Raw genomic sequence first — 14,018 nt, 5'->3', positions numbered from 1 at the left:
CGGGGCGCGGCCCCCCCCCCGCGCGGCCCCCCCCCCGGCTCCGTACTCAGTGGCGGGCCGCCGCGGGGCTCAGTGGTGGGCCGGCCTGGGCGGCAGCTCGCGCAGCGCGGCCGACTGCGGCAGGACGCCCGCGGGGCGGGGGAGTACGGCGGTCAGCGGTGGCCCCTCGTCCGGCCCCGCCGGGGGCACCGCGGCCGGAAGCGGCCCGGCGGGCTCCACGCCCGGAGCGGCGGGCCGGTGCTCCGCCACGATCCTCGCCCGGTCGGCGGGGACCCGGGTCAGCAGCACCACGCCCCACGCGGCCGCCCCCGCCCCCGCGAGCGCGAGGACCAGGCCCAGCGGCCCGCCCTGGAGCCGCTCCCCGAGCAGGCTCAGGCCGATCACGGCGGCGGCCAGCGGGTTGACCAGCGTCACGACCGCGAGCGGCGCGCCGAGCCCGCCCCGGTACGCGGTCTGGGACAGCAGCAGCCCGCCCGCCGCGAAGGCGGCGACGCACAGGGCGACCACGCCGGACTGCCACAGCGGAGCGCCGCCGCCGTCCCCGGTGACCGAGACCGTCAGCGTCTGCGTCAGCGCGGAGGCGATGCCCGAGGCGACACCGGAAGCCGTCGCGTGCCGCAGCCCGGGGCGTCGGCCCGGCCGGGCCAGCCCGGCGACCAGGGCCGAGGTGGCCCCCGCCACGGCCAGCGCCTCACCGAGGCCCAGCGCGTGGTCCGGGGCCGGGCCCGAGGCCGTCAGCAGGATCGCGGCCAGGCCCGCGAGGGTCAGCGCAGTGCCCTGCCACTCCAGCCGGCCCACCCGGCGTCCGGCCCGGTGGGCGCCCAGCGGCACCGCGGCCACCAGGGTCAGCGCCCCCAGCGGCTGGACCAGGGTCAGCGGCCCGTACCGCAGGGCTGCGACGTGCAGCAGCGCGCCGCCCGCGTTGAGCGCGACCGCCGACCACCACGCCCCGTGCGCGAGCAGCCGCACGCCCCCGGCGCCGATCTCCTGGGCCCGTGCGGCCAGCCGCTCCTGGGCCACGGCCGCGCTGGCGTAGGCCACGGCGGAGACGAGGGAGAGCGCGACGGCGAGCAGGGTGGCGGTCACCGGGACACCCCGTGCGGGGTCAGCGGCCGGGACGGGACCCGGTGCAGCAGACGGCGGAAACGGACCTCGGTGGACGGATGCGGGACCACCGCGAGGGCGATGCCGAGCAGAGCGGTGGCCACGAGGGTGTCCAGCCAGTAGTGGTTGGCGGTGCCGACGATGACCGTCAGGGTCAGCGCGGGATGCAGCAGCCACAGCCAGCGCAGCCTGCCCCGGGTCGCCACGATCATGCCGATCGCGACCATCAGGGCCCAGCCGAAGTGCAGCGAGGGCATCGCGGCGAACTGGTTGGAGAGCGAGTCCGTCTGCGGCGTGGAGCCGTACACCGAGGGCCCGTAGACCAGCCCCGTGTCCATGAGGTGGGTCGCCGCGAGCATCCGCGGCGGGGCCAGCGGGAACAGCAGGTGGCCGACGAGAGCGATCCCCGTCACGACCGCGAGGACCCGGCGCGCCCACACGTAGTGCCCCGGACGCTTCCAGTACAGGAAGACCAGGAAGGCCGCCGTGATCGGGAAGTGCACCGTCGCGTAGTACGTGTTCGCCACATGGACGAGCGAGTCGCTGTGCAGCAGCAGCCCCTGTATGTCCCCCTCGGAGGGCAGGTGCAGGAAACGTTCCAGGTCCCACACGTCGGTGGCGTTGTGATACGCCTCGACCACATGCCCGTTGGCGAGCTGCCTGCCGAGCTTGTAGACGAGGAAGAGACCTGCGACGAGCAGGAGTTCGCGGACGAGGGGCGGTCGGGCAGTGGTGTCCGGCTCCCGCATCGCGGACGTGGATCGGGAGGCTCTCATGCCCCGGCCCCTTCGCGTGACGGCTGTGGTGTGCGGCTGCGGGGCACGACCGGTGCCGTGCCTCATCGATACGCCAGTGTACCGGTACGGTTTCGTTTCGGTACACTGGCGTATCGATGAGGCGGACGAACGGACCTGCCGACCGAGGAGAGTGCCTGATGACGTCAGCCAGCGCCCCGCAGGACACCCCGGCCGTCGCTCGTCGCTCCAAGATCACCCCGGAACGCGAGCGGGAGTTCTACGACGCCGCGCTCGACCAGATCCGGAAGTGCGGGTACGAGGCGCTGACGATGGAGGGCGTCGCGCTGCGTACCCGGTGCAGCAAGTCGACCCTCTACCGGCAGTGGGGCAACAAGCCGCAGTTCGTGGCCGCCGCGCTGCGGGCCAACAGCCGGGTCAGGTTCCGCGGCATCGACACCGGCAGCCTGGCCGGTGATCTGCTGGCGGCGGCCCGCGCGGCCTCGGCCGGCGCCTCCGGCGACACGCTGCTCGTGCACGCGCTCACCCACGCCGCCATGCACGACCAGGAGCTCAAGCAGGTACTGAAGGAGACCCTGGTCGACCCCGAGGTGCGCGCGATCGGCGCGATGCTCGACCGCGCGGAGGAACGCGGGGAGCTGGTGCCCGGTCATCCCGCACGGCCGTACGTGGCCGCGCAGCTGCTCGGGGTCCTGCGACTGCGCCCCCTGCTGGAGGGGCGGCACGCCGACCCGGTGTACATGGAACGCTTCGTGCGGGCGGCGATCCTGCCGCCGCTGGGGCTGAGCGCCCCGGAGGAACAGCCCGGCGAGCCGGCCCCGGCCCCCGGAGCCGAGGGGGGACTGAGAGCGGGGGACCAGGAACGGGGTCGTCGTCCCGGCGGATGAAGGACGACGGCCCGTGGCGCCGCACCGTGGGGACGGGGGCGGCGCATCAGGGCCCGGAGCCCTCCCCGACGAGCGGTCGGGAGGGCCCCGGGCCTTTCGCTGCGACCGGCGACCGGCGACCGGTGACTGGCGAGCGGCGAGCGGCGACCGGTGACCGGCGACCGGCGGCCGGTGACTGGTGACCGGCTCTCGGGCGCGGAGCCGGGGGGCGGGTGATCCGCCCGGCCCCTCAGGAGGCGCGCGTGCTCAGGCGTTCTCGCCGCTGCCCGCGGTGTCCGCCGCGGTCACGCCCGCCGTGATCTTGTCCAGGTCGGCCTGGCTCGGCGCCGAGGAGCCGATGTCCAGTCCGTAGCGCAGGATCACCAGCCGCTTCGTCGACGGCGACATGAAGGCCACCGACTGGGCGTAGCCGTCCGGGCCCTTGCTGGTGACCAGCTTCCAGCGCACCAGATAGCCCTTCTGGCCCGCGACCGTCACCGCCTTCGCGGCCACCTGCTCGTGCGAGGTGACCTTCCCGTAGGACCCCTCGCTGTAGGCCGCCTCGGCATTGGGCCCGATGTCGGCCTTGGCGGCCGCCTCCGGGTCCTGCGACTCGATCTTCAGCGCGGCCGCGGGGGCCGAGAACACGCCGCTGTGCACGCACTCCTCGTCGGGGTCGCCAGGGCAGGGATAGGCGCCGGTGGTCACCGAGGCCCCGACCTCGTCGACCGCGCCGTCCCAGCCCTTGGGGACAGGGAGCTTGATCCCGTTGACGGCGTCGGTCACGTAACCGTCCTTGACCTGCGGCCCACGCTCCTCACTCGGGGACCGCGAGGGGTCGGGCTCCTCGCGCGGTGCCGGAGCCCGCGTGGAGGGGGCCGCCGCAGGCACCTCCTTGCCGTCGTCGCCGCCCGAGGTCAGCGCGTAGACGCCCGCGCCGATCACGGCGAGCAGGACGACGCCGATCGCGATCCCGGCCGGCCACGGCCCCCGGCGTCTGGCCGGCCCCGCGCCCGGCTTCCCGTAAGGCGCCTGCCCGTACGGGGCGGCTCCGTAGGGGGACTGCCCGTACGGAGCCGCCCCGTAGGGGGGCTGCCCGGGGGCGCCGGGAGCGCCGGGGCCCGGGTAGGGCCCCAGGGCACCGGGCGGCGGGCCGTAACCCGGGGCGGGCGCCTGGGCCCGGGTCTGTCCGGTCCACGCGGAACCGTCCCACCAGCGTTCGGCCCGGGGGCCCTCGCCTATGTGCCCGGGATCGGGATACCAGCCGGGCGGAGTCACTTGGGTCATGGCGTCACAGTAAGAGGCCGGTGTGAAGAGAGGATGAGAGGGGTGCGCGGGCGCGTATCACGCCCCGGCGGGCGCTCCGCGGGTCCGGGCTGCGGCAACTCCCCTCGCGGGCGGCCCCGGCGGACTACGCTCGGAGGGCGCACGCGAGTTGAGAGGCGCCGAACCCGTGTCCGGCGTCGTGGGAGGGACCGGCCCGTCGACCGGGGGACCGGTCGAGTACCAGGGGAGCGGCAGAGATGACGGCGAACGCGCAGGACGGTCAGGACGGCCGGGACGCCCACGGGCGCCACGCGCACGACTCCGGCGGCGACCAGGCCCCGCACCCGGGTGAGGACGGCGCCACCGGCCACGAGGGCTGCCCGGCCGCCACGACCGGCGCGGCGGGCAGACTGTGGGAGCGCGAAGCCGAACTCGCCCTCGTCGAACGGGCGCTGGACTCCCTGTGCGAGGACTCCGTCAGCCGCGGCAGCCTGCTCGTCTTCAGCGGAGAGGCCGGGATCGGCAAGACGGCCCTGCTGGAGGAGGTGCGCCGCAGGGCGGCCGGGCGGGCCACCGTCTGGTCCGCGCGGGGCGGGGAGACCGTCACCTCGGTGCCCTTCAACGTCGTGCGGCAGCTCCTGGCGAACGCCCTCGTCTCCATCACCCCCGAGGAGGCCCGCGACTACCTCGGCGACCGCTACGAGATCGTCGGCCCGGCCCTCGGGATAGTCGAGCCCGGCGACCGCAGGGTCGACCCGCAGGGCGTACGGGACGGACTGGTCGAGGCGGTGTCCCGGCTCGCCGACATGAGCTGGCCCCTCGTCCTCCTGATCGACGACGCGCACTGGGCGGACCTGGAGACGCTCACCTGGCTCGCCTCCTTCGCCGAGCATCTCGACGACGTACAGGTACTCGTCGTCGTGACCCTGCGGGACACCGACGCGACCGGCCAGGTAGCCGAGTTGCTCGGCCGGATCACCGACGCGGCCCGCCCCCGGCGCGCCGCCCTGCGACCGCTCGGGCCGCAGGCCGCGGCCGAACTGACCCGCTCCGCGCTCGGACCGCTCGCGGAGGACGGGTTCTGCCGCGAGGTCTGGGCCGTCACCGGGGGCAACCCCTACGAGACGGTGGAACTCCTCGCCAAGGCCCGGGAGAGCGGCCTGCGGCCGGTCGAGTCCGCCGCCGGGGACCTGCGGGCGCTCAACACCGCCTCCCGGGGTGACGGCCTCGTCGCGCGCCTGGACGAACTGGGGCCCCAGGCGACCCAGTTCGCCTGGGCCGCCGCCGTACTCGGCACCGGCATCACCCTCGAACTCGCCGCGCTCGTGCACTACCAGCCGCTGTCCGAGGCGCGCGGACACGTCGCCCGGCTGCGGGCCGCGCGCGTCCTGAGCGGCCCCGACGAGGACCTCCAGTTCGTCCATCCGCTCGTCGCGAGCGCCATCTACCAGTCCATCCCGGTCGGGCTGCGGGCCGCCCTGCACAGCCGGGCCGCCACCCTCGTGCTCGACGACGGACGCGGCCACGCGGCCGCCTCCCGTCACCTCCTGGAGGTCCACCCCGAGGACGATCCCGACATCGTGACCGCCCTGCGCGAGGCCGCGCGCGAACACCTCGCCGTCGGGGCGCCCGCCGCCGCGCGCCGCTGTCTGGAACGCGCGCTGCGCGAGCCGCCGCCTCCCGAGTCGCACGCCCACGTGCTGTACGAACTGGGCTGCTCCACGCTGCTGACGGAGCCCGCCACCACCGTCAAGTACCTGCGGGCGGCCCTCGAACTGCCGGAGGGGCTCGACCCCGACCTGCGGGTCGACGCCGTGTGCAGGCTCTCCCAGGCCCTCGTCCACCTCGACCAGTTGCGCGAGGCGGTGCGCTGCGTCGACGAGGAGGCGGCACGGATTCCGCGGGGCCCCGCCCGGATGCGGCTCCAGGGCGTCCACTACATGTGGGAGGGGATCTTCGCCCGGGAGGCGGACGCCGAGGGCCGCTCCCAGGGGCTGGCCGCCCTCGCCGAACCGCTCGCCGGGCGCGACACCTCCGAGCGGGCGCTGCTCATCCTGCGCGCCTTCGACGTCATGGCGCGCGGTGAGAGCGCCGAGCACGCCGTCGAGCTGTGCGACCGGGCACTGGTCAACGGCCGGCTCGCGCCGGGCCTGAGCTGGACCGACACCGAGTGGAGTTTCGAACTGCTCGTGATGCTCGGCGGCGCCTACGTCTTCTCCGACCGGCTCGACCGCGCGGAGAGCCTGTTCACCGAGGGGCTGCGGGCCTACGAGGACCACGGCTGGAGCGGCGCCCACCTCGCTGTCACGCACGCCTTCGTCGGATACGTGCACCGCAGGCGCGGCCGGCTCATCCAGGCGGTGGCCTATCTGCGCGAGGCCCTGCGCCTGGCCGAACGGGTCGGCTCCCGGCTCCCCATGCACTGGGACATCGTCTGCATGCTCGTGGACGCCCTGCTCGCCCGCGGCCAGGTGGCCGAGGCCGAGGAGGTCATGGAGCAGCACTCCTTCCACTCGCCCTATCCCGATGTGATCGTGCTGCCCGACGCCGCGGCCGTACGCGGTCGCCTGCTGCTCGCGCTCGGCCGGCACAAGGAGGCCGTGGAGGAACTGGAGGCGGGAATCGGCGCGCTGGCCGCGCGCGGCTGGCACAACACCGTCATGGCCCCCGTCCACGGTGAACTCGCCGCGGCCCTGGCCCGCAGCGACCCCGGCCGGGCCGCGGAGCTGGCCGCGACCGCGCGGCGCGACGCCGAACGCTTCGGCACCGACACGGCGATCGGCGAGGCGCTGCGGCAGGCCGCCACCGCGGAACGGGGCCAGCGCTCGGTCACCCTGCTCGCGCAGGCCGTCACCTACCTGGAGACCTCCCCCTGCGCGTACGAGCACGCACGGGCCCGCGTCCAGTACGGGGCCGCGGTCCGCTCGGTCGCCGAACTGCGGCGCGGGCTGACCCTGGCCCGTGCCTGCGGAGCCGACGGGCTCGTCCGGCTCGCCTCGCGGACCCTGGAGGACGGTCGCGGGCTGAGCTGAGACGAGGGCCGGGAGGGGAGCGGGTCCTCACCCGGCCGGGCGGAGGCAAAGCCTCCGGAGCGCGATCTGCCCGATTCCGGGCACACCGGGCGCGGAGGTTACTGATTCGTCAAATTACCCGTCAACTTCTGGACAGAACTAGGCAGCTGCGGATCTTGAGCTTACGGTGGTGCCGCGTGTCGCGGCCCGGTCCGGCGGGGCGCACCACCCGAGCATTCTTCAGATCCAGGGACGTCCCACATGCTGATAGAGGTCGTGGCAGCCGCCGTCGCAGCGGGCGGCGCCACCGCCGCGGCGACCGGCGGCCCGCTCGTCGCCGCCCGGCGCCGTGCCCGGCAGGCCGAGGAGGTGTCCCGGTCGGCCCTCGCCGCCCGGGAGCGGGCCGAGGCCGAGAGTGTCGCCGTTCGCGAGCATTTCGCCGACGAGGCCGCCGCGATCCGCGCGCAGGCCGCCGGAGAGCTCGCCGCCGTACGGACCCGGGCCGAACAGGACACCGCCGCGGCGCGGGAACTGCGCGAGCGCGTCGAGTCCGAGACCGAGCACCTGCTCGCCCGCCGGCTCCCCGCCCTGCTCGCCCACCTGCGCACCCCGCACGTCGTCGTCCCCGGGTTGCAGAACCCGCGGCTGGCCGGGACCTTGACGGAGCGTCAGCACAGCGCGCTGCTCGACGCGGTGGCCGAGGCGGTGGCCGAGGAGGGCGAGCGCGTCGACGAGGCCGGGCGGGCCGTCGTGCGCGGGGCCATGAGCCGGGTCCACTCCCTGCAACTGCGCCTCCAGGACGGGCTGAGCGAGATCCAGACCCGGCACGCGGACGCCGATCCCGGGCTGATGGCCGACATCCTGGCCCTGGACATGCTCAACGAACTCGTCGGCCGGGCCGCCCAGACGCCCGCCCTCGCCGCCGGTTCCACCCCGATGCTGTTCCGCGACGACACCCACCTCACCGACGTCGTGGTGAGCGCCGCGAGCCGCGTCAAGGACTTCAAGCAGCGCATCGGCGAACCCGCCAACCACCTCGGCCGCGCCGTCGGCGTGATGGCCCAGTGCGTCGAGCCACTGCGCTCCGTCCTCGCCGAACTCCTGGCGAACGCCGTCTACTTCTCGCACGGAACGCTCAAGGTCGACGTCGCCCTGCACGAGACGCAGACCGGCGTGAGCATCGTCATCGAGGACGCCGGGGTCGGCCTCAACGAGGACCAGTTCGCCCGCGCCGAGCGACTCCTGTCCGGCGACCGTCCCGTCCGGCTCGTCGAACTCGGTGACCCGCCGCAGACCGGCTGGGCCGCGATCGGTTCGCTCGTGCGGCAGTTCGGCTTCCAGGTCTCCCTGAAGAAGAGCAGCTACGGCGGGGTCGCCGCCGTCGTCGCCGTGCCCACCGCCCTGCTCGTGGAGATGCCGGACTCCGTCGCCCCCTCCGTGCACGCTCCCCAGCCGGTCCGCCGGCCGGCGCCCGCCCCGGCGGAACCGGTGCGCAGGACCGTGCCGCCCGTCCCCGGCGGCGCGCCCCAGGACCCCGCCGAGGGCGAGGGGCCCACCTCACTGCCGCGCAGACGCCGCAAGTCCCGCGAACGCGGCGGGGCCCCCGCACGGGTCTTTCCGGTCGCCGAACTGCCCCGCCTGGACCCGCAGGAGGCCGAAGCGCGCTGGGGCGGCTGGCAGGCCGGCCGCCGCAAGGGGCAGGAGGCCGTCGAACGCACCCTGCACACCCCGCTTCCCGCACGGCCGGAGGAGGAGAGCGCGGCCCTCCGGGCGACCGGCGGGCCCGAAGCCCCCCGCCCGCAGGACCCGCAGGACACGCACCAGACCGTAGAGCACGAGAGAGGAACAGACCTGTGAGCACCCCGGGAACTCCGCCGGTGAAGGGCGCCCCGCTCGCCCGGAACCTGTCGTGGGTCCTTGAGCCACTGCTGGAACTGCCCCACGTCGAGGGCGGGGTGGTCTTCAGCAGGGACGGGCTCATCCTGGGCTCCGCCCCCAGCGTGAGCACGGACGACGGAGAGGCGGTCGCCGCCGTCACCAGCTCCACGCTGGGCAGCGTCCGCGCCCTCGTGGACCGGGCCGGCGGGGGAGCCGACCAGGGCATCGACGAGGTCGTCGTCAGCACCCCCAAGGGCCTCTACTACGTCGCGCCCGCGGGTGAGGGCGCGGGGCTGGTCCTGTGGGCCGGCCGCGAGGCCGACATGGGGCGCCTCGCCTACGAGGTGCAGGTCCAGGTCAGCAAGCTCGTCGCGGCGCTGACCGAGGCGGCCAAGAGCCGGGCGCCCTCGCCCTCATGACCCCACCGCGACGGCGCGTCGTCCCCGACTACGTCGCGACCGCGGGCCTCGCCCTGCCCGCCCGGGTGGGCATCGAGCGCACGACGCTGCTCCGGCTCGCGCCCGGGGCGGACACCGAGGGGCTCGACCCCTCGGCCCGCAGACTCCTGGAACACGTCGAGGAGTCCGGGATGCTCTCGGTGTACGAGTGCGCCGCGGAACTCGGCCTGCCCTACGCGGTGGTGCGCATGATGGCCGCCGCCCTCGCCGCGTCGGGGGTGCTGGACTCCCGCGAACCGCCGGCCCCCGCCCAGCTTCCCGATCCCGCGCTCCTGGATGTGGTCCTCCATGGCCTCCGTGCCCTCTGACCCGGCTCCCGCGGCCGCACCGCCCGGCTTTGTGGCCACCCTGTCCCTCCCGGTCCCCGTCAAGATCGTCGTGGCCGGGCCCTTCGCCGTCGGCAAGACGACCTTCGTGGCCGCCGCCTCCGAGACGCCCCCGCTGACCACGGAGGAGGTGCTGACGCAGGCCGGGGAGACCGTCGACGACCTGACCGGGGTGCGGGGCAAGACCACCACGACCGTCGGCGTCGACTTCGGCCGCCTGACCCTGCGCGCCCCCGAGCCCAGTGAGCACCCCGGGGCCGTCCTCTACCTGTTCGGCGCCCCCGGACAGGAGCGGTTCCGGCTCCTGTGGGAGGAGCTGACGTACGGGGCGATGGGCGTCCTCGTCCTCGCCGACACCCGCCGGCTCGACGCGAGCTTCGACGTCCTCGATCTCGTCGAGCGCCGCGGGCTGCCCTACGCCGTCGCCGTCAACCACTTCGACGACTCGCCCGTCCACAGCCCCGAGGAGCTGCGTCAGGCCCTCGACCTGGAGGAGTCCACGCCGCTCGCGGTGTGCGACGCCCGTGACCCCGCCCTGGCCCGCCGCATGCTCATCATGCTGGTGGAGCACATCAGAGAACTGGTACAGCAGTGAGCAGCCGCTACTTCCCCGGCGCCGGGCGCCTGCACGGCCCCGAGTTCGCCGCCGACCCGCAGGCCGTCTACGCCGAACTGCGCTCCCGCCACGGCGCGGTCGCCCCCGTCGAGGTGGCGCCCGGAGTCGGCGCCCACCTCGTGCTCGACCACCGAGCGGCCTGGGAGGTGCTCACCGACCAGGGCGAGTACTGGTCCAAGGACCCGCGCCCCTGGCAGGAGGGGCTTCCCGACACCCCCGAGGCCCAGGGGCTGGTCGGCATGATCGGGTACCGGCCCAACGCCCTGTTCAGCGACGGCCAGACACACGCCCGCTTCCGGCAGGCGGTGACCGACACCTTCCGGATGATCCAGCCGCACAAACTGCGCGGACACGTCACCGAGATCGCCGACGGGCTGATCCGCGAGTTCGCCGGAACCGGCCGCGCCGACCTCGTCGGGCAGTACGCGCGCCCGCTCATGGCCCGCGTCATCAACCGCCTCTACGGACGCACCGACGACGCCGGACAGGACCTCGACCGCATCCTCAACGCGCTCACCAACTCCGTCGGTCAGGACGCCGTCACCGCCAACGAGGAATTCGGGCGGTACATGAGCGAACTCATCACGGCGAAGTACGCGCAGCCCGGCGATGACCTCACCTCGTGGTTCATCAGCCACCCCGCGCAGCTGACCACCGAGGAGGTGCTCCAGCACGTCGTGCTGACCCTCGGCGCGGGCTGCGAGCCCTCCAGCAACCTCATCAGCAACACCACCGCCCGGATGCTGACCGACGAGCGCTACTACTCCTCACTCACCGACGGCGCCCTCACCACGCTCGACGCGCTCCAGGAAGTACTGCGCAACGACCCCTCGATGGCCAACTACGGGCCGTACTTCGTGCTGCGGCCCGTGCACTTCCACGGCACCTGGATCCAGCCCGGCGAACTGGTCCTGGTGTCCTACGCGGCGGCCGGAAGCAGCCCCGTCGCCGGGGCCGGGCACCAGGCGGGCGAACGCTCCGACGGCGGCGCCCACCTCGGTTTCGGCGCGGGCGCCCACCGCTGCCCGGCGGCCGACCCGGCGCTGCTCATCGCGCTCACCGCCATCGACCGGTTGCTGACCCTACTGCCCGGACTGGAACTCGCGGTGCCCTTCGACGCCCTGACCTGGCGCCCCGGCCCCTTCCACCGGGCCCTCGCCGAGCTGCCCGTCACCTTCACCCCCGTAAGACCGGACCACCCAGGAGTCAGCCCATGGACCAGCCTGCCGAAGAACAGCCGTACCCGCTCGACCCCACCGGCGCCGACATCCCCGGGGAGAGCGCCCGTCTCCGTGAGCGGGGACCGGTCGTAGCGGTCACCCTGCCCGGCGCCATCCCCGCCTACGCCGTCACCCGGTACGACACGCTGCGCGCCCTCATCCTCGACCCCCGGATCAGCAAGGACCCGCGCAAGCACTGGGACCGCTGGCCCGAGGCCGCCACCAGGCCCGAGTGGGCGTGGATTCTCGGCTGGGTCGGCGTGGTCAACATGCTCAGCACCTACGGCGTCGACCACACCCGGCTGCGCAAACTCGTCGCGCCCTCCTTCACGGCGCACCGCACCGAACGGCTGCGGCCCCGGGTGCGGGAGATCGTCACGGGCCTGCTCGACGAGATCGCGGCCCGCCCCGAGGACGAGCCCGTCGACGTGCGCGCCGCGCTCGCCCACCCGCTGCCGATGGCGGTCATCTGCGAACTGTTCGGCGTCCCCGACAGCCACCGCCCCGACCTCACCCTCCTGATCGACGGGGTCATGGACACCACGGCGAGCGTCGAGTCGACCATGGAGAACCTGGCCCGCATCAATCAGGTACTGGGCGCGCTCATCGCGGAGAAGCGGGAGCGCCCCGGGCACGACCTGACCAGCGACCTCATCGCCGTACGCGACACGGACGGCGACCGGCTCTCCGACGACGAACTGCGCGACACGCTGCTCCTGGTCATCGGCGCGGGCATAGAGACCACCGTCAACCTCATCGGGAACGCGGTGCACGCCCTGCTGACCCACCCCGAGGACCTCAAGAAGGTGCGGTCAGGGGAGCTCACGTGGGATCAGGTCGTGGCGGAGACGCTGCGCTGGGCCCCGAGCATCGCCAACCTGCCGATGCGGTTCGCCATCGAGGACGTCGAGACGGACGGGGTGACCATCCCGGCGGGCAGCGCGATCCTCACCACGTACGCCGCCGCCAACCACGACCCGGCGCACTACGGGCAGAGCGCGCACTCCTTCGACCCCAGCCGCGACGCGGGTGACCACCTGTCCTTCGGCATCGGCGCGCACCGCTGCATCGGTGCCCCGCTGGCCCAGTTGGAGGCCGGTCTCGCCCTGCCCGCGCTGTTCGAGCGCTTCCCCGGGCTCAGCCTGGAGTCCCCCCGGCTCGCGCAGGTCCCGTCCTTCATCGCACACGGCTGGGCCGCCCTGCCCGTACGCCGCGACGGCGCCCCCACCGCCTGAGCCGCGGAGCGGCCACCGCAGCGGCCGGGGCCCCACCCCCGGCCCGTCGCGCCGCGCGCCTCAGCCGCCGGGACGCAGGTCGGCCAGCAGCCGGAAGCGTTCGAGGACGACCGAGGTCGTGTCGTCGACCGTGAACAGGGGATCGTCCAGAGCGGCGCGCATCTGCTCCCCGTGCCAGTACGCCTCGTGCCCGGCCCGCCAGGCGGCGACCGTCGTGTATCCCTCGCCCTCGTCCACCGCGTGCGCGAGAGGGACCTCCCCGAGGGGCACCACCCGGACCTCGGTCACCTCGACCACCGCGACCAGGCGTCCGGCCGAATCCGGCACGGCCCCGCGGTCCCCGGGCCTCGGCAGAGGCTCGCCCCCGACCTCGTAGTCGGGCACCAGCCCGGTCGTGGAGGTCTTCGAGCCGTCCAGGACCGCCGCGACCAGCCGGTCGCGCAGGGGACCGGGGAAGGCGAACTCGAACAGGGGCAGCGCCCGAGCGGCGCGGGCGTCGAAGGGGGGCGGCGCGGACGCGGGCCCGTGCGGCCCGATACCGGGAGTCATCCCCGGACCCTATGCCGCCCCGCCGGCTCAGTCCACGGCCGGCTGGTCCGCGAGCGCCTCGTCCAGCGTCCTCGCGAACCGCAGGTGATGGATGGTGCCCGTCACGTCGAACAGCCTCCGCAGGACGTCCTCCAGCGGACCCGCGAGCACCAGCCGCCGCCCCGTCTCCTCGTGCCGCGCGTGGGCCCGCAGCAGCACGCCCAGGATCGTGGAGTCGGCGAAGGTCGTACGCGAGAGATCCACCACGGTGACCGCTCGCGCCGCGTCCGGCTCCCCGGTGAGCGCCGTGTCCAGCTCGCCCGCGGTGTCCAGATCGGCCTCGCCCACCACCTGGACGACCCGGGCCGCGGTGGTGTCCACGTGGCTCACGGACCAGGACTCGTCCGGCATTGTCGCGCCCTTCCTCGCCGTGCTCGTGAAGCGCCGGACATTGCGCGGCGCCGACAACTGTTGCTGTCCGGCAAATATTAGCCGACGTGCCTGGGCCCGGACACCCGCCCACCGGATAAGCGCCGCGCGAACGGGCACCCGGGTCACAGCCCATGAGCAGCCATCAGACGTCCGGCCCCGCGGACCCCCGCGGTCCCGACAGTGCCGACTGCCCCAGCGGCCCGGGCGGGGCGCCCCGGCCCCGCGGGGCCCCCCCCCGCCCCCCGGGGGGCCCCCCGCCCCCGGGGGGGCGCGCCCCCCCCGGCGGGGGGGGGGCGGCCCCCCCCGGCCCCCCCCGGGGGGGC

Annotated in this window: 13 protein-coding genes; 8 read left to right on the top strand and 5 right to left on the bottom strand. The window is 74.6% G+C overall.

Annotation, left to right across the window (positions count from 1 at the left end):
- Window positions 1–69: 69 nt before the first annotated feature.
- Both ACFYMP_RS27375 and ACFYMP_RS27370 read right to left on the bottom strand, forming a co-directional pair.
- Window positions 70–1,086 carry a DMT family transporter gene (locus tag ACFYMP_RS27375; protein ID WP_388862516.1) on the bottom strand — a complete coding sequence of 339 codons (1,017 nt, stop codon included), beginning with the start codon at window positions 1,084–1,086 and terminating at the stop codon, window positions 70–72.
- On the bottom strand, window positions 1,083–1,880 hold the full coding sequence (locus ACFYMP_RS27370) for a phosphatase PAP2 family protein (RefSeq protein WP_388862514.1): 798 nt from the start codon (window positions 1,878–1,880) through the stop codon (window positions 1,083–1,085). Before ACFYMP_RS27370 ends, ACFYMP_RS27375 begins: the two co-directional genes overlap by 4 nt.
- Before the next feature lie 158 nt (window positions 1,881–2,038).
- On the opposite strand from ACFYMP_RS27370, the gene ACFYMP_RS27365 reads away from it, so the two are divergent.
- Window positions 2,039–2,746 carry a TetR/AcrR family transcriptional regulator gene (locus tag ACFYMP_RS27365; RefSeq protein WP_388862512.1) on the top strand — a complete coding sequence of 236 codons (708 nt, stop codon included), beginning with the start codon at window positions 2,039–2,041 and terminating at the stop codon, window positions 2,744–2,746.
- 246 nt (window positions 2,747–2,992) lie between these two features.
- On the opposite strand, the gene ACFYMP_RS27360 is transcribed toward ACFYMP_RS27365, so the two are convergent.
- Window positions 2,993–4,012, bottom strand: a complete 1,020-nt coding sequence (locus tag ACFYMP_RS27360) for a DUF2510 domain-containing protein (RefSeq protein ID WP_388862510.1) — start codon at window positions 4,010–4,012, stop codon at window positions 2,993–2,995.
- A 236-nt stretch (window positions 4,013–4,248) separates the two neighbouring features.
- On the opposite strand from ACFYMP_RS27360, the gene ACFYMP_RS27355 reads away from it, so the two are divergent.
- From ACFYMP_RS27355 to ACFYMP_RS27325, 7 genes are all read left to right on the top strand, one after another.
- On the top strand, window positions 4,249–7,023 hold the full coding sequence (locus tag ACFYMP_RS27355; protein WP_388862508.1) for an ATP-binding protein: 2,775 nt from the start codon (window positions 4,249–4,251) through the stop codon (window positions 7,021–7,023).
- 240 nt (window positions 7,024–7,263) lie between these two features.
- A complete protein-coding gene (locus ACFYMP_RS27350; protein ID WP_388862506.1) occupies window positions 7,264–8,859 on the top strand; it encodes a histidine kinase in 1,596 nt (531 codons plus the stop codon).
- Window positions 8,856–9,299: a roadblock/LC7 domain-containing protein gene (locus tag ACFYMP_RS27345; protein ID WP_363143827.1), complete on the top strand. Its 444-nt coding sequence runs from the start codon at window positions 8,856–8,858 to the stop codon at window positions 9,297–9,299. The genes ACFYMP_RS27350 and ACFYMP_RS27345 overlap by 4 nt, the downstream gene beginning before the upstream one ends.
- A complete protein-coding gene (locus tag ACFYMP_RS27340; RefSeq protein ID WP_388862504.1) occupies window positions 9,296–9,646 on the top strand; it encodes a DUF742 domain-containing protein in 351 nt (116 codons plus the stop codon). The genes ACFYMP_RS27345 and ACFYMP_RS27340 overlap by 4 nt, the downstream gene beginning before the upstream one ends.
- Window positions 9,627–10,259, top strand: a complete 633-nt coding sequence (locus ACFYMP_RS27335; protein WP_388862502.1) for an ATP/GTP-binding protein — start codon at window positions 9,627–9,629, stop codon at window positions 10,257–10,259. Before ACFYMP_RS27340 ends, ACFYMP_RS27335 begins: the two co-directional genes overlap by 20 nt.
- On the top strand, window positions 10,256–11,593 hold the full coding sequence (locus tag ACFYMP_RS27330; RefSeq protein ID WP_388862500.1) for a cytochrome P450: 1,338 nt from the start codon (window positions 10,256–10,258) through the stop codon (window positions 11,591–11,593). Before ACFYMP_RS27335 ends, ACFYMP_RS27330 begins: the two co-directional genes overlap by 4 nt.
- Window positions 11,494–12,735 carry a cytochrome P450 gene (locus ACFYMP_RS27325; protein WP_388862498.1) on the top strand — a complete coding sequence of 414 codons (1,242 nt, stop codon included), beginning with the start codon at window positions 11,494–11,496 and terminating at the stop codon, window positions 12,733–12,735. The genes ACFYMP_RS27330 and ACFYMP_RS27325 overlap by 100 nt, the downstream gene beginning before the upstream one ends.
- A gap of 60 nt (window positions 12,736–12,795) precedes the next feature.
- Here the strand turns inward: ACFYMP_RS27325 and ACFYMP_RS27320 are convergent, their stop codons facing one another.
- Together ACFYMP_RS27320 and ACFYMP_RS27315 are read right to left on the bottom strand one after the other, a co-directional pair.
- Entirely contained in the window at window positions 12,796–13,284 is a 489-nt protein-coding gene (locus ACFYMP_RS27320; protein WP_388862496.1) for an ASCH domain-containing protein, read from the bottom strand.
- A gap of 27 nt (window positions 13,285–13,311) precedes the next feature.
- On the bottom strand, window positions 13,312–13,674 hold the full coding sequence (locus tag ACFYMP_RS27315) for an STAS domain-containing protein (RefSeq protein WP_388862494.1): 363 nt from the start codon (window positions 13,672–13,674) through the stop codon (window positions 13,312–13,314).
- Window positions 13,675–14,018 lie beyond the last annotated feature (344 nt).

Source organism: Streptomyces sp. NPDC007088 (assembly GCF_042869355.1).
Classification (GTDB): Bacteria; Actinomycetota; Actinomycetes; order Streptomycetales; family Streptomycetaceae; genus Streptomyces.
Note: the sequence above shows the minus strand (reverse complement) of the source record. Positions and strands in the feature narration are given on the sequence as shown.